The organism is Thermosipho japonicus, assembly GCF_014201655.1.
In the GTDB taxonomy this organism is placed as follows: Bacteria; Thermotogota; Thermotogae; order Thermotogales; family Fervidobacteriaceae; genus Thermosipho; species Thermosipho japonicus.
In genome coordinates this window covers 551,346-571,317 of record NZ_JACHEX010000001.1, presented here as the reverse complement: position 1 = coordinate 571,317, position 19,972 = coordinate 551,346, and the positions used below count along the sequence as shown (strand labels likewise).

The window sequence follows — 19,972 nt, the reverse complement described above, 5'->3', positions numbered from 1 at the left end:
TTCACTCCTTTTCTTTGCATCCACAAGAATTTCGGATTATTAGTTTTGATTCAATTTTATTTTCAAGTGCTACCTTCTCGTTCTTTATGAGACTTACCATTAAAGAAGCAGCAGTTTCTCCAATAAGGGATAAATCTTGATTTACTGTTGTAAGTTTGGGATTCACAATTTTTGAAACATAGTCATTGTCATATCCTAAAACTTTAATATCGTCTGGAATTTTGATATTATTTTGTAAAAGTGTTGTTATTCCTCTAACAGCCATCATATCATTGCAGAAGAATATAGCATCTGCCTTTTTAGCAAATTTAATTATTTGGGAATAATCTCCATCTATTTTTGAAACTTTGATGATTTCTGGAGAAAATTTGAGCCCGTCTTTTATACCATTGTATCTTTCATATACGCTTGAAATTGTCATATCTTCACTGGTTACATAAATTGCACTTTTTATTTTATGAACTTTTTTCATGTGCTCACCAAGCATTTTCCCTCCACTGTAGTTGTTGTTAATTACGGTAGGAACTGGAAAACCTATATCGATAGATCTATCAACAAATACAACTGGAAAATTATCTTGTAGTAGTGATTTTAAAATGTCATTCGCTCTGCTGGTTGCAGTTGGTTCCATAATTATTCCATCAACACCCATAGATAAAAGTTGTTTTATTGCCTGTTTTTCAGCTTCAAGATTCTCTACTCTTTCAACAACAAAACATTTGCTTCCAATTTTAGAGCAGAATTTTATTATTCCATATACTATCTTTGTGTTTTGAACTATAATCCCTATTTTTTTCTTTGAAACTATATTTATTTCTGTGACAAATGTGCCAAGGCCAAATACTCTGGTAATGATCCCTTTTTTTTCAAGTTCTGCTAATGCTTTTCGTACAGTTGTTCTGGTTGTATTAAATTGTTCTGAAAGTATATTTTCTGAAGGGATCTTATCTCCTGGTAAATATTCACCTTTTAAGATTTTAGTTTCAAGATAATTTGCAATTTTTAGATAAAGTGGGATCATATTTCTTCCTCCTATTAATTTTCATATTTAAGCCAATCAATTATTTCATTTATATATCCAAAGCAGAGTGCAGTAACTGTATCAGCTGCTCCATAGTATATTGCAACTTTATTGTCTTTAACCAATGCAGAAACTGGAAAAACTACATTTTGAACATCACCGATCTGTTCATATATCATTTGTGGTGATAAAAGATATTTTTTTGATTTCTTTATTACTTTCCATGGCTTGTCAAGGTCTAATAAAGCTGCTCCAAAACTGTAGACATAACCATTGCATGATAAAAGTACTCCATGGTAAAATAAAAGCCAGCCTTCATTTGTTTCTATGGGGCTAGGTCCTGCTCCAATTTTAAGTGATTGCCATGGGCTGTATCCAGGGCTCATTACAAATCTATGATTTCCCCAGTGAATCATATCAGGGCTTTCACTGTAAAAAATGTCACCAAAAGATGTATGACCCTTATCTGACGGTCTACTAAGCATTGCGTATTTTCCATTTATTTTTCTTGGAAAAAGCACACCATTTCTATTGTATGGTAAAAATGCATTTTCTATCTGGTAAAATTTTTCAAAATCAAAAGTAAATCCAACACCTATAGTTGGTCCATGATAACCATTACACCAAGTAATCCAGTATCTATCTTCTATATATATTACCCTTGGATCATATTTGTATTCACTTTCTATTTCTTCATTTTCTCGAATAAAATTTATAGGACTATCATCAATTTTCCAATTTATTCCATCTTTACTAAAACCACGTCTTAAATTCATGTTCCTTTCTGTATCATCAACTCTAAAAACTCCTGCAAAACCTTCTTTGAAATTTACAACTGCACTGTTGAATATGCTGTTTGAATTTCTAGCTTGATTTCTTTTAATTATTGGATTTTTTGAATATCTCCAAATAACATTATTACAATCTTTTGGTCTATCTTCCCAAGGAATCATCTTTGATCTCCTCCTTACTTTAATCCGGAAAGCTTAATTCCTTCGATTAAGTATTTTTGGGCTACAAAGAAGAAAATAATAGTAGGAATAAGTGTAAGTGTTGCAGCTGCCATTGCCTGATTCCAATAAGTTCCATATCGGCTCATAAACATTGGCATTCCAAGTGCAAGTGGATATTTACTTTCACTGGTTATATAAATTAATGGTCCCATATAATTATTCCAGCTTCCTGTGAATGTAAAAAGTGATATAAGTGCAAGAACTGGTTTTGAAAGAGGTAGCATAATTTTGAAGAATATTTTAAAATCACTTGCTCCATCGATTCTAGCAGCTTCAAGAATTTCATTTGGAATAGTGTTGAAAAATTGTCTGATTAAAAAAACATTCATAGCACCTCCACCCAAAAATGCTGGAACTATAAGTGGGAGGAATGTGTTTAACCAGCCAAGTTTTTTGTATATTAAAAACACAGGGATCATTGTAACAGCTCCAGGAAGCATTATACTTGCCATCATCGTAGCAAATAAAAATTCTCTTCCACGCCACTTTATTTTTGAAAAACCATATGCAACAAATGGAGCAGATAAAATAACTCCAATTAAGTTTCCTATGGTTATTATTATACTATTTTTAAGGTATGTAAAAAAAGGGAATTTTTCTAAAGCTTTTGCATAATTTGACCAATCTGGATTTTCAGGAAATATTTTTGGTGGAAAAGTTAATAATTCACTATCTGGTTTTAAAGACGTTCCCACCATCCAGAAAAATGGGAGCAAATAAATGAATGTTATTAAGATAAGGATTATTCTTCTTACTATATATGTATTTTTCATTACATTCACCCCTTAATTTCCAAAATAATAAACCCATTTTTTTGAAGTGACAAAGTATATTATTGTCAAAACAAATGTTAAGAAAAATAGTATCCAGGAAAGTGCAGAAGCATACCCCATATTCGTATATGTAAATGCATGTTTATAAATATACATGGAAAGTGACATACTAGCGTTAGCAGGTCCTCCATTTGTCAACAACATTGGAAGATCAAATATTTGAAGAGCCCCTATAGTTGAAGTAATAAGATAATAAAGAATAGTTGGCGTTATTAATGGCAAAGTTATTTTTCTGAACATAGTAAAACTCTTTGCACCATCTATTTTTGCAGATTCGTAAAGCTCTTTTGGTATATCTTTTAATGCTGCTGAGAATATAAGCATTGCACTACCTACACCCCATTGTGCTGCAATTATTATTGTAGGTTTTACCCATTTTTCGCTACTTAACCACAACGGTCCGTTAATTCCAAAAAGTTCTAAAATGCTGTTTACAAGTCCAAGATATGGATGGAAAAACCATGTTACAACTGCAGAAAATGCAAATGCAGGGACAATTGATGGCATATAAATTGCTGCTCTATAAAAGGAAACTTCTTTCAAAGGTTTATTCATAAGAAATGCTGTTGAAAGTGCAACAACAAGGCCAAGTGGAACAAGTCCTATTGCAAAAACAAGTGTGTTTTTAAGACTTTTCCAAAATAATGGGTCGTTAAATATTCTTTTGTAATTTTCTGTTCCAACCCATTTTACATCCGTTGTAATACTAAATTCGGTAAAAGAATAGTAAAAAGAAGCTATAAATGGAATTAATGTAAAAACTATAAAACCAATTAACCAAGGGGAAATGAATATAAGACCTTTGCCAATTTCTCTTAGCTCTTTCTTTTTCAATCTAAATCCCTCCTGTGAATGCCCCACGTGCTAGAGCACATGGGGCGATAAATAGATTAGAATGATTCAAGTCCATATACTTCAATTTCATAAATTCTTGCAGCTTTATCTCCGACTTGTGTAGGAGTTTCAATGAATAATCTAAAGAATCTTGCTTTTACTGGTGCAAATGAATGTGTGGTTACTCCTTTTGTATTATTTCTTATTATTGCAACATCTTTCCAGTTTATTCCATCGTTACTTACTTGGAGCCTAAAATCTTTAGTATTCCAGTCAGCGGATTCATGTCCTGCTTCAGCATGTTTTATGGTGACACTGCTAATTATTACTTCTTTTTCAAAGTCAATTACTATCCAATGTGGGAGATCTCCAACTGCACACCACTTACTATTGTTTTCAACAGTTCCATCAACAGCCATAGAAGGTTTTTCGGACGGGACATTAGAGCTTGCGTAAGTCTTTTTATTTAATGCAAGATTCTTAATTTCTTTTGCTTTTTCTGTAACCACAATTAGTGGATTGAATATTTTTACATCTTCACCCTCGCTGTTCATTGCCACTAATATAGCTGGATATATTCCTTCTTCTTTATAAGTTACTGTAGGATTCCATTCTCTAGATACGTTTGGAGTTGCTCCGGGAAGAATCCAGAGGACCTTTTCTGTAACTTCAGAAGAAAGATTTTTGAATGTTACAGTACTTTCTGGGAGTATAATAGTATTGCTAACTTCAAAGTTAGCCTTTGGCTTTGGATATGGAGGCCATTGAAATGTAACTTTTTTAGGGGTACTTTTTGTAAACCCTTCTGAAACTCCAACAACTTCCAGTGTGGTAAATTTCTCTTTACCGTCTCTTTTGATTTGTGTGATGTAGGTGTAAGGATTGTAGGATACCCATACAAGTTTTCTTTCACCGTTTTTAAGTATTCTGTATATTTCATAGTATTTGGCTTTTGAATTTTCACAGTGCAGATTTATTTGTGCATAGAGTCCTTCTTTAAACTCTATATTGTCAATTTTTACATCTCCTATGTAAGAATCATAATTTTTGATAGGTATAAGTCCTATCATACCTAGATTAAAGTTATAACTTGTATCTTCAGTTGCTGCTATTTTAAGAGAAATTGATGAAATAGTATTGTTATTTTCCAAGTTATAGATTGTTTTAACCCAGTCATTGAAGAATTTTAGAGGGAATTCTTTTGAAGTGTTATCGCTGTAACTTAAAACTAAGGATACCTTTATATTTCCAATACCTTTTATTACACTTTCTAAAGTTGTTTTATCGTTGATTTTTAAATCTGTAAGGTATAAAGTTACATTTGTTTCTTGCCCTTTTTTGAGGTTTCCTTCAAATTTTAGTGATGAGCCACCGTAGTATGCATCTGAATAATCAACAGATATATTCACATCATTTCCATCTATTTTCCATCTATATGTTGGGAATACATCCATCATACTTCGATTATTCCATTCGGAATCTTTTGCAACATTTCCATCTATAAAGAATTTGTATCCATGTCCTACATTAAAGAATGTTATAAACGGAAGAGATGTAACAGGGGATTTTTCTACAACGTATTTTGCAGGAGATTGCCACTTGTATTGTTCATAATCTTTGTTCCATTCGATTTTGAAAAATTCAGATTTTGAGTTGTAGTTTAGCACAGGATGATCTGCTATCCAAAAGGTTTCTTCTTTATCCCAGAATTCTTTAATTTCTTTTGAGGAATAATAAGTCCAACTTGGACAATAAAAACCTAAGGATACCTTTAATTTTCCATTATTATCTATAATTTTTGGCCAGTTTGAGTACGTATAGTATCCATTTGCTTGAAGATCAAATCCTACAAAGACTCTGTCCTTAGATATGTTGTATTTTTTCATAGTATTTAATGTGTTTTCAATAGTCTCTGGTCTTTTAAGTGATTGCCATCTAAAGTCTATAAATATTGCATCGGAAATATACTTTTCACTGTTTTTTAGAAAGACGACGTTTTTCTCGTTTAATTCACCTTGCCACTCTATAGCACCAGTATTTGACATTGAATCGTACCAGATTAATTTCATCCATGGAGCCTTTTCTTTTATGTAATTTAGAAAGTCTATCATATCTTTTACATGTGAATCTTTGCAGCCGTTTGTTTCTTGGTTTATAAACCAGCCATCAAAACCATAGTATTTCGTTATTTCAATTAATTTGTCTGCTATGACAAATTTTCCATTTTCCTTTCTTAGTAATTGATCTACCCAATTTCTTCTTCCTCCATATACATTAGGAGGGAAAAATATTGTTCCAAGTACGTATACACCATTTTTATGGGCGGCATCTATTATATCTGCACTTGGTGGTACAATAATTCCTTCACCGGCTGAACCTGCCCAAGCAACTAAATAATCTACATATTGCCAGAAAGTGAAAGGGTATGCTTTAAAAGAATTATTGCTCCCTTGAGAAGGCATTCCACTGGTTGATGGGTTCATTATTGATAAAGCCATTATTTTTATGTCTTTGCTTGCACTATCGGTAATAGGTGTTCCTATAACTCTTCTTGCAAGTGGAACATGCGAAACGTTGTAAATTGCTTGTGAATCTGTTTGAGGAGACCAATCTAAAATATCATTTGGATACCAGTATGAACTTTCAGGAATTTGTGCAAAAATAGCTATAGAAAGAATTGAGAATAATATTATGATTATTTTTTTCATTATTTACCACCCACTCTTTGCATTATTCTGTCGTATTCTTCTTGTACTTCTTTTTGAGCGTCTAATAGAGCTTGCTCAACTGATTTTTGTCCTGTTAAAACAAAATCTCTTGCTTCAACTAATTTGTCCCATAAAAGTGCGCCGACTGGAAGTGGTGGTCTTGTTTTTGCGTGATCCAGTAAATCTACAAAAACTTTTTGTGAAGGATCTTTCTTTAGAAAATCATCAACTGCAGGTTTATATGTTGGAAGGTGTAACGTATCAACTGAATAAATTACTTGACCTTTTGTAGCAATAAAGTATGCAAGCTTTGCAGCAGCTTCTTTATTTTTAGCACCTTTTGGAATTGCAAGACTCCAACCACCGGCCCAGGTAACTGGTTGGCCACTTTTTGTTGGAATACCAGTGATTTCATATTTAAAATCTTTTGGAGCAAACATTCTTAATCCAGAGATGGTCCAGTTTCCATCGACAATCATCGCAAGTTTTCCTGCCGTAAATGGGTTTAAATCTCCTATTTGCAAGGAACCAAAAGCATTCAGTGCTTCATAACCGAATCTATCTGCCCATTCTTTTTGCCATTTGTATGCCTCAATAACGCCTGGATCAGTTGCGAATACAAATTTTCCAGTTTTTTTATCAAATACCTTTCCTTCAAAGGCGTATATCCAAGTATATGGCCAACCCTGTGCATACCATGGTATAAAACCTACAGTTTCATACCTTCCACGTTTTCCCTCAACGGTAAGTTTTTCAGCTACGTCTATCATTTCATATACAGTTTTTGGTGGTCTTGAATAACCGGCTTTTTCTAATAGCTTTTTGTTGTAAAGAAGAATTCTAACGTCGGTATCAAATGGTAGGGCCCACATTTTTCCGTTGAAAATACATTCTTCAATGGCAAAATCGTAGAATTGCTTTTTCATTTTTTCGATATTTATTCCTGCCATTTTTAAGTAATCTTCCATAGGTTCAAGAACATTGTTAGCGGCTCTTTGCGAGACAGTAAATCTATCTAGATAAACTAGATCTGGTCCTGTACCAGCTGCTACAGCCGTTAAAAGCTTGGTTGAATCGGTTTCCGCAGCAGGAACAAGTACAACTTTGACTTTAATGTCCGGGTTTTCTTTTTCAAATTCTGCTATGATTTTGTCAATACTACTTTTATCGGGATCTCTTGAAAGACCATGCCAAAAAACTACTTCTACCTGTGAAAATAAGATACTTACGGTTAAAAATGGAATAATGATACTTAAAAATTTTTTCATGAAAACACCTCCCCTTTATTGTGATTGTTAACTTGATTTTACAAGTTTGTTTAACATAAAGTCAAAGTCATTGAGCTTCAATTAGATTTGTTTATACCTGTATATACAGGTATAAACAAATAGATCTTTTCTTTTTGTTAGAAAATCTTTTTTTATTTATTATGCGTTGCATAAAAATTAACAATTTTGATACTTTATTTGTAATATAATATGTTTTAAAGTATATTATGCGATGCATAATAAGGAGGTGTTATTTTGGAAAAACTTGGAAGATTTGTACAAAAAAACGCTCTTTGGATTGTTTTGATTACTATGCTATTAACAGTATTTTTTAGCTATGAAATTAAGGATTTACAGATTCAAGATGACATTACGAAATACCCGCCAAAGGATGATCCTTTGGTTCAAAAGTACGATTCACTAGCAAGAGAGTTTGGTATTAATTCGATGTTGATGGTTGGATTTTCTATTGATTCGTCTAATGATTTAAAGGTTATTGATAGTCTAACCCAGGAAATTTCAAAACTTGAAGGTGTAGAGCATGTAACTTCTCTTACGAATATTCCTTTAGTTGTTGAAACAGACTATGGAATAGAAGTTTCAACGGTTTCTGAAATATTAAAAACAAGAGATATTGAACCCATCTATCTTTTAAAGTATAAAACTTTAAAGGATAAATTTATTTCAGATGATGCAAAAGCTGGTTTAATGCTTGTTTCTCTTGAGAGCGGAAAAGAGTCTGAGGCTTTTTCAAGATTAAAAGAAGTTGTTGAAAATAAATATCCAAAAGATGTACATTTTTTTGGGGTTGCTGCTGTTAACGAAGCGGTAAAAGAAATTACATTAAAAAATATTTTAAGGCTTGTTCCAATTTCAATATTTATAGTAATACTTATTCTTTCAGTAACTTTTAGAAAAATTTCAGGAGCAATTTTACCCATTTTAGGTGTAATTGTAAGTGTGATTTGGACAATGGGTTTAATTGCATTGTTTGGTTTTAACATAACGGTTGCAAATTCAATTATTCCAGTTGCACTAATTTCTATAGGTACAGCCTATTCTATACATGTTGTAAATAAATATTATGAAGAAAAAGGAGAAAGAGCTCAAAGAGTAGTTTCGACGATTTCAGATGTTGGTCTTGCGGTTATTTTAAGTGGACTTACAACTGCTGTTGGATTTCTTTCACTTTTGACGGCTGATATAAAACCTGTTTGGATAATGGGGATATTTTCAAGTATAGGAGTAATGTTATGTAACTTTATAGCACTCTTTTTTGTTCCCGCATTATTGTATTACATAAATCCAAAACCTGTTTTCCACGTTGAAAATAAAAATCATTCCAAATTGATTTTAAAACCAAAGCTTACAATATCTATCCTAATTATCCTTGCAATTGTAAGTATTCCTTTCTTACTTAGGATCAAAACTGATATGGATATTGTAAATTCCTTAAATCCAAACGAGAGAATAATAGTTGATAAGGAATTTTTGGATGAAAACTTTGGTGGTAGTGATTATTTGTTTGTTGATATAAAAGGAGATTTTAAGGATCCTTCAACTTTAATTGCGATGAATGAAATTGAAAGAAAATTAAATAAAATTCCTGGAGTAGTTAATACTTTTTCAATCGTGGATACAATTTTGGATTTGAGTGAAGCATTTACTGGTTTTTATTCAATTCCATTTTCTAAAGATGAACTTTCAAATCTTTGGTTTTTCTTGCTTGGTAATGACACTATTTATTCAGTTGTAAATAAAGATTTGAATAGGGGAATTATTCAAGTAACAGTGAAGACTGAGAGTGAAAGTGAAACTAGAAGGCTTTTAAAAGAAATAGATAAAGTTTTAAATAGCACTCCAAAGGGATTTAAAGTATCAAATGATGTTGATTTTAAATACTATTCTAACATTTTAAATGTCGAAGAAAACAATCTAAAGAAGTTGTACGAAGCTGTTAAAAATGTAAGTTTTTCTACCCTTTCAAAGCTGCATAGAGAAGATATATTAAATTCAATTAATCATATAGAAGAAATGTATGGTTTTTCAGTTGATAACAAAGAAGAAGTTCTAAGAAGAGTAATTAACTTAAAAGATTTTTCTGAAGAAGAATTTGAAAAAATTATGGAAGATAATCCTGACTTTGGTTACGCATTATACAATGAGCTTTATTTAAGTGTTAAAAAATGGAAAGCAATGTATTTTGCAGATCAACTAAGTATTCCTTATGACAAAAACACGGAACAATATTTAAAGATTGTTGCAGAAGACAGTGTGTATAATCCATCGGATCAATCTACCTATATTGCTGTCCATACTGGGGCACAGGAGATAGCACTTTATGTTAGTGATTTATTATTCAAAAATCAATATCAATCGATGTTACTTACACTTTTAGTTGTATTTTTACTTCTTTTGATTCAAATGAGATCTTTCAAAGTTGGGGTAATTGGTATTATACCTTCTATCTTTACGGTGTTCTTTAATTTTGCTCTTATGGGAATATTTAATATACCGTTAAATACCGCAACTATATCCATTGCTGCAATTGCGATTGGTGCAGGAGTTGATTATGCAATTCACTTTATTTCAAGATTCAGGATTGAAAGTAAGAGGATAAAAGATTCTAAAACTGCTATTGTAAGGACAATATATACAAGTGGGAGAGGGATACTATTTAATGCTCTTGCAGTTTCTTTTGGTTTCTTTACGTTCTTTTTCTCAAGCATTAGAATGCTAAGACAATTTGGAGTATTAACTGGTATAACTTTACTTTTGAGTGCAATTATTACAATATTATTTTTATCATCAGCGTTCTTATTAATGAATAAAGGAGGTAGAAAGTCATGAGGAAAGTTTGGGCAGTTGTATCGATACTAGTTTTTTCAATTTTTGCTTTTTCACTGACAGGACAGCAAGTATTGGATATGGTTAAGGATAACTATCAAAATGTAAAAGATGAAAAAGCAGTATTTACATTGAAAATGACGGATGAAAAAGGTGAGGTAAAGGAAAAGCAGTTTGTTATATACCTTTACAAAAAGAGTGAAGATGATGTGTACGCCATTATACGTTTTGAAAAACCAGTTTCTGATAAAAGACTTACATTACTTGTAAAAGGTGCAGACAGTATTTATCTTTACATGCCTGCATTTAGGACTACAAAAAGAATAAGCGGAGCTGCAAAAAATGATAGATTTGCTGGATCAGATTTTACATACAAAGATATAGAACTTGTTTACAAAGTAAGTGATAAAAATTATAAAGCAGAACTTGTAAAAGAGGATGAAAAATATTATTACCTTCATATCACGCATAATGATGCAGAATTGGATTTTAAAGAGTTGAATATGAAGATAGACAAAGAGCTTAAAACACCTGTCTATATTGAATTTTTTAACTGGCAAGGCGAAAAATATAAAACTATAACTTTTGAAAAGATTGAAAATATTCAAGGATATAATGTTCCAACAAAGATATTGGCAAACAATATTAAGGAAAATACTAAAACTGAAATTATTTTAAATGATGTAGAGTTTGACATAGGTATACCAGAAAGCTTCTTTTCACCTATGACTATTTCAAAACCAATATTAAAATTTTAGGGGGTGACTTGTTATGAAAAAGGTTATATTAGCTTTATTAGTGATATTAGCAAGTTTTGGATTTTCATATTCCCTTTTGTTTGAAGGTGGATATTTATACTATGACGGAAACGATTTTTCACTTGAAACTAACAGTTTAACATTTATTCCTGTAAATTTTAGTACCGATACAAGGTTTGATGGAGCATTTTATACAAAATCCTCTTTGAGATTTGATCAAACATTTGATAATTCATATGTATACTTTGATGGGCAGTTTTTTACCGCGTCATTTTTTGTTCCTTTAGCAGTTGTAAATGTAAATGAAGCATATGTTGAGACATATACAGATTTTGGAGATTTAAAGGTTGGAAAATTTGTTGAAAAACTAGTGGATTCTGAAGTTTTTAAAGTATACGATAAAATAGGAAGTTACCTAGCAGGCGAAAAATTTTCTATTACAGGGGCCAAGTATGCTTACACAACAAATTACGGAACTTTAGGGATCTACACCTTTTCGACATTTGAAAGTTTACCATCTTCTACACCAGCTTCGTATGTTTATACTGTAAAAACAAATTTGCCTGATGAAACAAAGATGGCAATTTTAGCTTCAATGCAAAGTGGAGGATTACCGACTGTTTTTGAAGATCAAAAATTTGTAGATCACTTTGCCTATGCCATAAATTGGAGTGGAAATGTACTCGGTGTTGATTATGGTATTTTGCTTACTTATAAAAAGGCAAATTATTTAATTGTAGATAAAATTTTGGAGGATGGAGTTCATCTTAAATGGCCATTTATTTACACTGCATCGTTATCATTTGTTTATCAAATACCATCAACCAGTTTTATAGTCCATAACTACACTGGTTTTGAATCTGAAAACAAAAGTACGTTTAATTTGCCAGTTGAAGGATTAGGAGAAGTGGAAATAGAGGAAAAAGTGCCAAGTATTTTAGAAAATGTTTTTGGCGTAGAATATCAAATTGGAAGTCAAGGACTTGTAGGATTTGATGGATACATAAGGTTATATGATTTTAATTATTTTGATAGCGCTATATCAGCATATGGAGATTATAAAAAGGATGAATTTAGTGTAAAAGGTATGGTAAAATATAACATGAAATCTGAAAAAATTGATGTTATGTACGAAGGATCATACAGTTTTGATGATTATACAGCACTTTTTGCAAGAGGATTGTATAGCAAAGTAGATGGCAGCGATACAAACATAGTAATGGTCGGTGTAAAAGTTAGTTATTAATCTTTCTGGGGGATCTCCCCCAGATTTTTGGGGGAATACAGTGAGGATAATTAAAAAGTATAAAAACAGAAAGTTATATGATACAAGTATAAAAAAATTTATTACTTTAAGCGATATTGCGAATTTTGTTAAAAATGGTGAGGCGGTAAAGGTTGTTGATAACCTGGGTAATGATATTACCCAGGAAATTTTTTTGAAGGCAAGAATAAAAGGCAAAGTTTTTGGTAGTTTAAAAAAAGAAATGGTAGAAAAGTTAATACAAGGATTTATTAAGATATTTAAAGGAAACACCGATGATTTTATTGAAATACTTCTTGATCTTGTAAATCAAGGAGTACTACCTGCAGATATTGCAAAAGAACTTGGAAATGCAGTGATCAGACATTTTAACGAATTTGAAGACAACATGAAAAAGGATATAATTGAATTGATTAAATCGACAGGTTTTGTCCCAAAAGAAGAGTATGATAAATTAAAGAAGGAATATGAGCTTTTAAAGAAAAGGTGTGAAGGTCAAGGTGAATAAAGAGTTGAGATTTCTACTTTATCTGTTTTTAAAAGGTTTTAAATAATTTTAAGATTGGTTATTGAAAAAATTTTATTTTTTACGTATATATATATGTACTTGACATATATACAAAAATATCATATAATAAAAATGGAAAGTGGTAAGACCAGGACAGGAGGTGAGGTATATGCCATTCTATGGTGGTGGATACGGACGTGGATATGGTAGAGGAATGGGATACGGAAGAGGATTTGGTAGAGGATACGGACGTGGTTTTGGTAGAGGCTTTGGATATGGAGCCGGTTATGGTTATCATGAGCCCTCAATTGAAGAAGAAAGAGCCATGTTAATGGACTATAAAAGATACCTTGAAGAAGAATTACGTTTTGTAGAGGAAAGATTAAGAGAAATTGATAATTATCAAGGAGGTGATAGATAATGCCAGGTTTCGATGGCACAGGACCAATGGGAACAGGACCAGTTGGAAGAAGATTGGGACCATGCTCTAACATAAATGCACCTTATACTCCAAGATACGGTTGGTTTAGACCAGTAGCTGGTTGGTTTTACGGATATGGTAGAGGATATGGAAGAGGTTTTGGTAGAGGATATGGAAGATTTGCTGGGTATGGTCGAGGCGGATTTGGTCGAGGCGTAGGTCGAGGTTTTGGAAGGTTTTGGTGATAAATTACGTTGAAAGAGGGTTGGAAATCCAACCCTCTTTTAACTTAAGATAGGAGGTTGGATATGAAGATAACAATATTAAGTGGAAAAGGCGGAACTGGTAAAACAACTGTTTCTACTAATTTGGCCTATACACTTTCTAAAAAGTATAAAGTTCAATTGCTTGATACCGATGTTGAAGAACCAAATGATCATCTTTTTTTTAATGTAAACGTGGAAAAAGAAGAGAGTGTTGATATATTATTACCAGTAGTTGATAATGATGCATGTATAAGATGTGGTGAGTGTGCAAAGGCGTGTCAGTTTGGTGCTATTACCTCCTTTCCAAATGCAACTGTAGTTTTTAAAAATTTGTGCCATGGTTGTGGTGCATGTTCTATGGTTTGTCCTGTTAATGCTATTACAGAAGTTCCAAAGAGTATTGGAAAAATTGTATTGGGGAAGATAAATGATAATTTGAAATTTGGAATGGGGCTTTTGAATATAGGTGAGCCGTCTGGGGTTAGAATAATAAGGCAATTAAAGAAACACATAGATGAAAATGTTGATGTAGTTTTAATAGATTCTCAGCCAGGAACTTCGTGTCCAGTTGTTGAAAGTTTAAGGAATATAGATTTTGCAATTCTTGTTACTGAACCTACTACATTTGGGTTACACGATCTTTCACTAGCTGTTGATTTAGTTAAAGAAATGGAGATTCCGGCTGGGATTGTAATTAATAGGGATACTGGAAATACAAATTTGATTGATGAATATGCAAAGAAAGAGAACATTCCAATATTGTTGAAAATTCCATTTGATAGAAAGATTGCAAAATTATATTCTGAAGGAAAGATTTTTTCAGAATATTTGCCAGAATGGGAAGAAAAGTTTGCTAATGTCTTTGATACAATAAAGGGGATGGTCAAATGAAACAGTTAGCAATAGTTAGTGGAAAGGGTGGAACTGGTAAAACAACATTAAGTTCATCTTTTGGTGCACTATTGAGTCCTGTTGTTCTGGCAGATTGTGATGTTGATGCAGCAAATCTTAATCTTATGTTTAATGGTAAATTAGAAGAAAAATATGACTATTATGGTGGGAAAAAGGCTATAATAGATCAAGATAAATGCGACAAGTGTGGAATTTGTAAGAAAGTTTGTAGATTTGAAGCGATTAACTTTGAAAATAACATATATGAGGTAGACCCATATGCATGTGAAGGTTGTAATGCCTGTGTTATTGCATGTCCTCAAAATGCTATTAGTTTGGAAACAGCACTTTCTGGAGAGTATTATTATTCTGTTATAGATGAGCAAAAGGAAATTGTCCATGCGAATTTAAATCCTGGAGAGGAGACCTCAGGTGGTTTAGTTGCAGAAGTAAGAAAACTTGCTTTGAAAAAGGCGGAAGAAAAAGGTAAAGATATTGTTTTAATAGATGGTGCGCCTGGGATTGGTTGTCCAGCCACATCATCTATAACTGCTACAAATTATGTTATTATAGTTACTGAACCAACTTCTTCAGGGTTGCATGATTTAAAGAGAATTGTTGAGACTGTTAGGCATTTTAGAAGAGAGTTTGGGGTAGTTATAAATAAATACGATTTAAATCCTGATGTAAGTAAGCAAATAGAAAATTACTGTTTGAGTGATAATATTGAAATTTTAGGGAAAATACCATTTGATGAATTGGTTGAAAAGTCTAATCTTGAAATGAAACCAATTGTATTGTATGAAAATAGCATAGCTGGGAAGGCTATAAAGGAAATATTTGAAAAAGTAATGGAAAAACTTAAATAAAACAGGAGGTGTTAAGATGAAGATAGCTATACCATCACAAGGTAAAACACTTGATTCATTGAGCAATGATAGATTTGCAAGGGCAGAGTTTTTTGTAATTTATGACTTAGATAAAGGTGAGATCGTAGAGGTAATAGAAAATACGGCGAATGAGGCACATGGAATGGGACCAAAAGTTTCTCAAATGCTTGCTGAAAAAGGTGTAAATGTGTTAATTCTGGAAAGTGTTGGGCAAAACGCTTTTGAAGTATTAAAAGCTGCAGGGATTGAAGTATATTTGACGAAAAAAGATACATTGGCAAATATAATTGAAAATTATAAAAATGGAAAATTGGAGAAAGTAGAAAATGCAACCCATTAAGGAGTGAGATTAGTATGAAAGTAGCATTCGGTACTATAGATGGGAAAAAGATAAATGATGAACATTTTGGACATTCAAATATATATGTTGTATATGAATTTGATGGAGAAAATTTTAAAAAAATTGATGAGATAAAAAATCCTTATGCTGAAACGCATATGCACGCTAAAGTTAATGAAATTTTGGAATTTTTGGGACATTGTAAAGTTTGGGTTGGAAATTCAATGGGAAAAGGTTCTATGATTCAACTAAAAAAATTGGGATATAAACCTATTTTAGTTGAAAGCAGGACTGTAGATGAAGCATTGGAAGAAGTAAAGGAACTATTAGGTGAAGAAAAATAGTTGTTTTTTCTTTGGAGGTGATTACATGCCCTGGGTAAAGGAAAGTGATTGTATTAAATGTAAGGTATGTGTAAATGTATGTCCAGTTGAAGGGGCTATAACGGTAAAAGATGATGGTTATCCTTATATAAACAATGATATTTGTACAAGATGTGGGGTGTGTATGGAAAAATGTCCAAAAAATGCTATAAGGCCAAACTATGAAAATCCTTCCTTGCGTGGAATGGGAGGAGGACGTGGTGGATTTGGTCGTGGCATGGGAAGAGGAATGGGAAGAGGTTTTGGAAGAAATAGAGAATTTTGAAAAAAGATAAGGGAGAGTGGTTGCCAATGAAATTTGGAAACTTTGAAGCAAAAAATCATATTTTTATGGCTCCTATTAAAACTGCATTGGCTACACCAAAAACAGGTTTTATTACTGATGAACAAATTAGATATTATGAAAAAAGAGCTAAAGGTGGAGTAGGAACAATAATTTTAGAGCCGATTGCTGTACTTTCTTCAGGGAAAGAGCATCCAAAGCAAACTATGTTAAATACAGATGAACATATTGAAGGATTAAAAAAATTAGTAGATACATTACATAAATATGAAACAAAACTTATTGTTCACTTAAATCATGCAGGAAGAGCGGCTAATCCAAAGGCGTCAGGTGAAGTTCTTGCACCTTCATCAATAAAATGCCCATCTACAGGGCAAATTCCAGAGGAATTAACTGTTCAACAAATAGATGAAATAATCAATGCATTTAAAGAAAATGCATTGAGAGCACAAAAAGCTGGAGCAGATGGAATTGAAATTCAATTTGGTCACGGTTATCTCGTTCACCAATTTTATTCAGAAAGATTAAATAAAAGAACGGATGAATATGGAAAAGACAAACTTAAATTTGTAAGAGATTTACTTATTGAAATAACAAAGGTCATTGAAATACCAATATTTATTAGAATTTCGGGAAGCGAATTTGTTGAGGGTGGTATTACAAACGAAGATTTATCAAAGATACTAGCATTGGCAGAAGAATTTGGTGTTTCGGCTGTCCATGTTGGATGGGGAAATGCATGTGATTCTGCTCCATGGTATTACAATCACATGTCGCTTCCATTGGATGTTATGGACGAGAAATTAAGAGAGATAAGAAAATTAACGTCACTACCTATTATTGCAGCAGGAAGAATGTATAAGAATGAAAGATATAAATATTTGGTTGAAGAAAAGGTTGTTGACGGTGTTGTTTTAGGAAGACAATTGATTGTAGATCCTGAATTTCCAAAGAAAATAATTTCTAATTCAAATGACTATATTAGGTGTGGAAGTTGTCTTCAAGGATGTCTTGGAAATGTAAAAGCAGGAAAACCAGTAGGTTGTATTGCAAACCCAGAGGTTCACGTTGAATTTAATGGAAAAGCAACATCAAAGAAGAAAGTTGCAATTATTGGAGGAGGTCCTGCAGGATTATTTACAGGATTGTATTTAAAGAAAAAAGGATATGATGTGACCATTTTTGAAAGAAACAATTATTTAGGCGGACAATGGGTATTAGCGTATAGAGCACCAGGAAAGCTTTCTATGAAAGATACTTTGGATGATTTAATTAGAAAGGCAGAGAAGGAATTGAATATAAAATTGAATACGGAAGTTTCTGTAGAGACATTTAAAAAAGAAAAGTTTGATGTGATTATTGTAGCAACTGGTGCAAAACCATTTGTTCCACCAATAAAGGGACTTGAAAATTATATTACTGGTTTTGACTTTTTTGAAGGTAAAAAAGTAACAGGGGAAAAAGTATTAATAATAGGCGGAGGATTAATAGGTTTAGAAGTTGCAGAAGCGTTGGTCATACAAGGAAAAAAAGTGACTGTAGTTGAAGCCTTAGATTCAATTGGAAGAGGTATGGAAATTGTTGCAAGTAAGTTGTTCCAAAAAAATTATGCACCTAAAATTGATGTGTATACAAACACATTAGTTAAAGAAATAAAAGACAAAGAGGTAATTGTTGAAAAAGATGGTAAAGAATTTTCTTTGGGGGTATTTGATGAAATTATTGTAACAGCAGGTACAAGGCCGGAAAGTCAAATATATGAAAAATTGGTTAGTGAATTTGATAATGTTTATTTAGTTGGAGATGCTATGAAGGTTGGTCAGATAATTGATGCTGCTCAAGAGGCATTAGAGCTTTCAGAAAAGATATAATAAGATTAAAATAATCCCAGTAGCTAAAAGCTACTGGGTTATTTATTTTTTTACATTTTTGATAAGGCATCTTCGGCTGCAACTGCAAGCGGATAAACAGTTGGAGCAGCGGTTAGTAGTGGATGTGTACCAATTTGCATGGTAAGTAAGTCTTTTATATTAACATCTTTTTGAATTGCAAGACTTATGATGTTTATTATTTCTCCTACACTCTTTCCACCTACAATTTGTGCACCTAATAGCAATCCACATTCCTTTGAGAAGATTAATTTCATTGTAATTTTTGAAGCGTCTGCAAATTTACCTGGATGTCTATCGACAACTTCTGCTCTACCAACTACAACGTCAAAACCTTCCTCTTTTGCAACAGCTTCCGTTATGCCAGCAGAAGCAAATGTTTTTCCACCGATTACGGTTGAATAAGCATTTAGTGAGCCTTTATTTGTCCTTAGAAGTCTTAATTTGTAAAGATTTGATGCTGCAATTCTTGCATCAAAAACGGCTGCGGATGCGAGCATTAATCTTGAAGGTTTTCCAGTGAAATAATCTTTGTGTTGTACACAGTCACCTGCTGCAAACACATCTTTTACTGATGTTCTCATATAATCATCAGTTTCTATGTATCCTAATTCTGTAACTTTAATTCCGAGTTTTTTTGCTAGCTCCGTATTTGGTTTATATCCGGTTGCTATGATAACTACATCGGCTGGTAGCTCTTCTCCATTTTCCAAAATGACTTTTTCTACTTTTCCATTTCCTTCAATTTTTGTAACTTTTGTACTTAATAGCACTTTGACATTGTCACTTTCAATTTCTTGTTTTGCTATTTCACCAAAATCTGCATCAAATGAGGCGGGTAATAGGTAATCTTTTGCTTCTATTAAGGTTACATTTTTACCAGATTTTTTAATTTCATCAGCAACCTCAACACCGATAAATCCTCCACCTATAATAACTATATTTTGAGCGCTCTTAACTTTTTCTTGAACTTCTCCCAAGTATTTGTAATTTTTTGGTATGGAGAATACGTTTTCTAAATCATTTCCAGGGATTGGAATAACAAATGGTGTTGACCCTGTCGCAATAACTAATTTATCATATTCAAATTCTTTTCCATTTTTTGTTACTATTTTCTTTTCATTAACGTTTCCGTCTACCACTTCATCAATTAATAAATCAATACCATTTGCCTTGAATTTATCTTCTATCCCCATGTAATCGTTTTCTACTTTTCCGAGAGTATGGAATATATAAGGAATTCCACAAGGGACAAGTTCTTTTTCAAGCTTCTTTACAACAAGAATTTTCTTATCTTTGTAAAGTTTCCTAGATGTTAAAGCTGCTACCAATCCTGCTGCGCTTCCTCCTATTACAATAATATCGTATTTCATAAGGTCACCTCCAATAAAGTTATATAATTCACATGTGAAAAATATATATGTACATAATATATTATATCACAAATACAGATATGTTGTTTAAATATATAGAATTTTTCGAAGAATGCTTTTGAATTTTTACTAATAGTTTTCTAACTATTAGTTGAAAAGTATTTGGAACATTGTGAGAAGAA

At 32.4% G+C, this 19,972-nt stretch carries 19 protein-coding genes; 12 read left to right on the top strand and 7 right to left on the bottom strand.

What is annotated here, in order from left to right:
* Nucleotide 1: 1 nt before the first annotated feature.
* Genes HNP65_RS03030 through HNP65_RS03005 form a run of 6 tightly spaced genes read right to left on the bottom strand, consistent with a single transcriptional unit; the run spans nt 2 to nt 7,677 of the window.
* Nucleotides 2-1,021 carry a GntR family transcriptional regulator gene (locus HNP65_RS03030; RefSeq protein WP_184618883.1) on the bottom strand — a complete coding sequence of 340 codons (1,020 nt, stop codon included), beginning with the start codon at nt 1,019-1,021 and terminating at the stop codon, nt 2-4.
* A gap of 14 nt (nt 1,022-1,035) precedes the next feature.
* Entirely contained in the window at nt 1,036-1,974 is a 939-nt protein-coding gene (locus tag HNP65_RS03025) for a glycoside hydrolase family 130 protein (RefSeq protein ID WP_184618882.1), read from the bottom strand.
* Between the two features lie 14 nt (nt 1,975-1,988).
* Entirely contained in the window at nt 1,989-2,807 is an 819-nt protein-coding gene (locus HNP65_RS03020) for a carbohydrate ABC transporter permease (RefSeq protein ID WP_004101577.1), read from the bottom strand.
* A gap of 12 nt (nt 2,808-2,819) precedes the next feature.
* On the bottom strand, nt 2,820-3,701 hold the full coding sequence (locus HNP65_RS03015; RefSeq protein WP_184618881.1) for a carbohydrate ABC transporter permease: 882 nt from the start codon (nt 3,699-3,701) through the stop codon (nt 2,820-2,822).
* A gap of 56 nt (nt 3,702-3,757) precedes the next feature.
* Complete coding sequence (locus HNP65_RS03010; RefSeq protein ID WP_184618880.1) at nt 3,758-6,409, bottom strand: endo-beta-N-acetylglucosaminidase; 2,652 nt, start codon at nt 6,407-6,409, stop codon at nt 3,758-3,760.
* Nucleotides 6,409-7,677 carry an ABC transporter substrate-binding protein gene (locus HNP65_RS03005; RefSeq protein ID WP_184618879.1) on the bottom strand — a complete coding sequence of 423 codons (1,269 nt, stop codon included), beginning with the start codon at nt 7,675-7,677 and terminating at the stop codon, nt 6,409-6,411. The genes HNP65_RS03010 and HNP65_RS03005 overlap by 1 nt, the downstream gene beginning before the upstream one ends.
* A gap of 255 nt (nt 7,678-7,932) precedes the next feature.
* On the opposite strand from HNP65_RS03005, the gene HNP65_RS03000 reads away from it, so the two are divergent.
* The 12 genes from HNP65_RS03000 (at nt 7,933) to HNP65_RS02945 (ending at nt 18,399) form a co-directional block, all read left to right on the top strand.
* A complete protein-coding gene (locus tag HNP65_RS03000) occupies nt 7,933-10,527 on the top strand; it encodes an efflux RND transporter permease subunit (protein ID WP_184618878.1) in 2,595 nt (864 codons plus the stop codon).
* Nucleotides 10,524-11,282: an outer membrane lipoprotein-sorting protein gene (locus HNP65_RS02995; RefSeq protein ID WP_184618877.1), complete on the top strand. Its 759-nt coding sequence runs from the start codon at nt 10,524-10,526 to the stop codon at nt 11,280-11,282. The genes HNP65_RS03000 and HNP65_RS02995 overlap by 4 nt, the downstream gene beginning before the upstream one ends.
* A gap of 13 nt (nt 11,283-11,295) precedes the next feature.
* The gene (locus tag HNP65_RS02990) at nt 11,296-12,528 is read left to right on the top strand and encodes a hypothetical protein (RefSeq protein ID WP_184618876.1); all 1,233 of its coding nucleotides are present in this window, start codon (nt 11,296-11,298) and stop codon (nt 12,526-12,528) included.
* A 40-nt stretch (nt 12,529-12,568) separates the two neighbouring features.
* Entirely contained in the window at nt 12,569-13,054 is a 486-nt protein-coding gene (locus HNP65_RS02985) for a polyhydroxyalkanoate synthesis regulator DNA-binding domain-containing protein (RefSeq protein ID WP_184618875.1), read from the top strand.
* Nucleotides 13,055-13,223: 169 nt separating this feature from the next.
* Nucleotides 13,224-13,475, top strand: coding sequence for a DUF5320 family protein (locus HNP65_RS02980; RefSeq protein ID WP_184618874.1), 252 nt, complete (start codon nt 13,224-13,226; stop codon nt 13,473-13,475).
* On the top strand, nt 13,475-13,720 hold the full coding sequence (locus HNP65_RS02975) for a DUF5320 domain-containing protein (protein ID WP_184618873.1): 246 nt from the start codon (nt 13,475-13,477) through the stop codon (nt 13,718-13,720). The genes HNP65_RS02980 and HNP65_RS02975 overlap by 1 nt, the downstream gene beginning before the upstream one ends.
* A gap of 63 nt (nt 13,721-13,783) precedes the next feature.
* On the top strand, nt 13,784-14,632 hold the full coding sequence (locus HNP65_RS02970) for a P-loop NTPase (protein ID WP_184618872.1): 849 nt from the start codon (nt 13,784-13,786) through the stop codon (nt 14,630-14,632).
* Nucleotides 14,629-15,501 (top strand): ATP-binding protein, encoded by an 873-nt coding sequence (locus tag HNP65_RS02965; protein WP_184618871.1) that lies wholly within the window; start codon nt 14,629-14,631, stop codon nt 15,499-15,501. Before HNP65_RS02970 ends, HNP65_RS02965 begins: the two co-directional genes overlap by 4 nt.
* Nucleotides 15,502-15,517: 16 nt before the next feature.
* Nucleotides 15,518-15,862, top strand: coding sequence for a NifB/NifX family molybdenum-iron cluster-binding protein (locus tag HNP65_RS02960; protein WP_184618870.1), 345 nt, complete (start codon nt 15,518-15,520; stop codon nt 15,860-15,862).
* 14 nt (nt 15,863-15,876) lie between these two features.
* Complete coding sequence (locus HNP65_RS02955) at nt 15,877-16,206, top strand: NifB/NifX family molybdenum-iron cluster-binding protein (protein ID WP_184618869.1); 330 nt, start codon at nt 15,877-15,879, stop codon at nt 16,204-16,206.
* Nucleotides 16,207-16,231: 25 nt separating this feature from the next.
* Entirely contained in the window at nt 16,232-16,510 is a 279-nt protein-coding gene (locus HNP65_RS02950) for a 4Fe-4S binding protein (RefSeq protein ID WP_184618868.1), read from the top strand.
* A gap of 26 nt (nt 16,511-16,536) precedes the next feature.
* A complete protein-coding gene (locus tag HNP65_RS02945; protein ID WP_184618867.1) occupies nt 16,537-18,399 on the top strand; it encodes an NAD(P)/FAD-dependent oxidoreductase in 1,863 nt (620 codons plus the stop codon).
* Between the two features lie 50 nt (nt 18,400-18,449).
* Here HNP65_RS02945 and HNP65_RS02940 read toward each other — a convergent pair whose 3' ends face one another.
* Nucleotides 18,450-19,790: an FAD-dependent oxidoreductase gene (locus tag HNP65_RS02940; RefSeq protein ID WP_184618866.1), complete on the bottom strand. Its 1,341-nt coding sequence runs from the start codon at nt 19,788-19,790 to the stop codon at nt 18,450-18,452.
* Nucleotides 19,791-19,972 lie beyond the last annotated feature (182 nt).

Coding starts and splice junctions, on each gene's coding strand:
- HNP65_RS02980 (WP_184618874.1), top strand. CDS start 13,224: ATGCCATTCTATGGTGGTGGATACGGACGTGGATATGGTAGAGGAATG.
- HNP65_RS02965 (WP_184618871.1), top strand. CDS start 14,629: ATGAAACAGTTAGCAATAGTTAGTGGAAAGGGTGGAACTGGTAAAACA.
- HNP65_RS02990 (WP_184618876.1), top strand. CDS start 11,296: ATGAAAAAGGTTATATTAGCTTTATTAGTGATATTAGCAAGTTTTGGA.
- HNP65_RS02975 (WP_184618873.1), top strand. CDS start 13,475: ATGCCAGGTTTCGATGGCACAGGACCAATGGGAACAGGACCAGTTGGA.
- HNP65_RS03005 (WP_184618879.1), bottom strand. CDS start 7,677: ATGAAAAAATTTTTAAGTATCATTATTCCATTTTTAACCGTAAGTATC.
- HNP65_RS02940 (WP_184618866.1), bottom strand. CDS start 19,790: ATGAAATACGATATTATTGTAATAGGAGGAAGCGCAGCAGGATTGGTA.
- HNP65_RS02945 (WP_184618867.1), top strand. CDS start 16,537: ATGAAATTTGGAAACTTTGAAGCAAAAAATCATATTTTTATGGCTCCT.
- HNP65_RS03025 (WP_184618882.1), bottom strand. CDS start 1,974: ATGATTCCTTGGGAAGATAGACCAAAAGATTGTAATAATGTTATTTGG.
- HNP65_RS03010 (WP_184618880.1), bottom strand. CDS start 6,409: ATGAAAAAAATAATCATAATATTATTCTCAATTCTTTCTATAGCTATT.
- HNP65_RS02970 (WP_184618872.1), top strand. CDS start 13,784: ATGAAGATAACAATATTAAGTGGAAAAGGCGGAACTGGTAAAACAACT.
- HNP65_RS03020 (WP_004101577.1), bottom strand. CDS start 2,807: ATGAAAAATACATATATAGTAAGAAGAATAATCCTTATCTTAATAACA.
- HNP65_RS02995 (WP_184618877.1), top strand. CDS start 10,524: ATGAGGAAAGTTTGGGCAGTTGTATCGATACTAGTTTTTTCAATTTTT.
- HNP65_RS02960 (WP_184618870.1), top strand. CDS start 15,518: ATGAAGATAGCTATACCATCACAAGGTAAAACACTTGATTCATTGAGC.
- HNP65_RS02950 (WP_184618868.1), top strand. CDS start 16,232: ATGCCCTGGGTAAAGGAAAGTGATTGTATTAAATGTAAGGTATGTGTA.
- HNP65_RS02955 (WP_184618869.1), top strand. CDS start 15,877: ATGAAAGTAGCATTCGGTACTATAGATGGGAAAAAGATAAATGATGAA.
- HNP65_RS03030 (WP_184618883.1), bottom strand. CDS start 1,021: ATGATCCCACTTTATCTAAAAATTGCAAATTATCTTGAAACTAAAATC.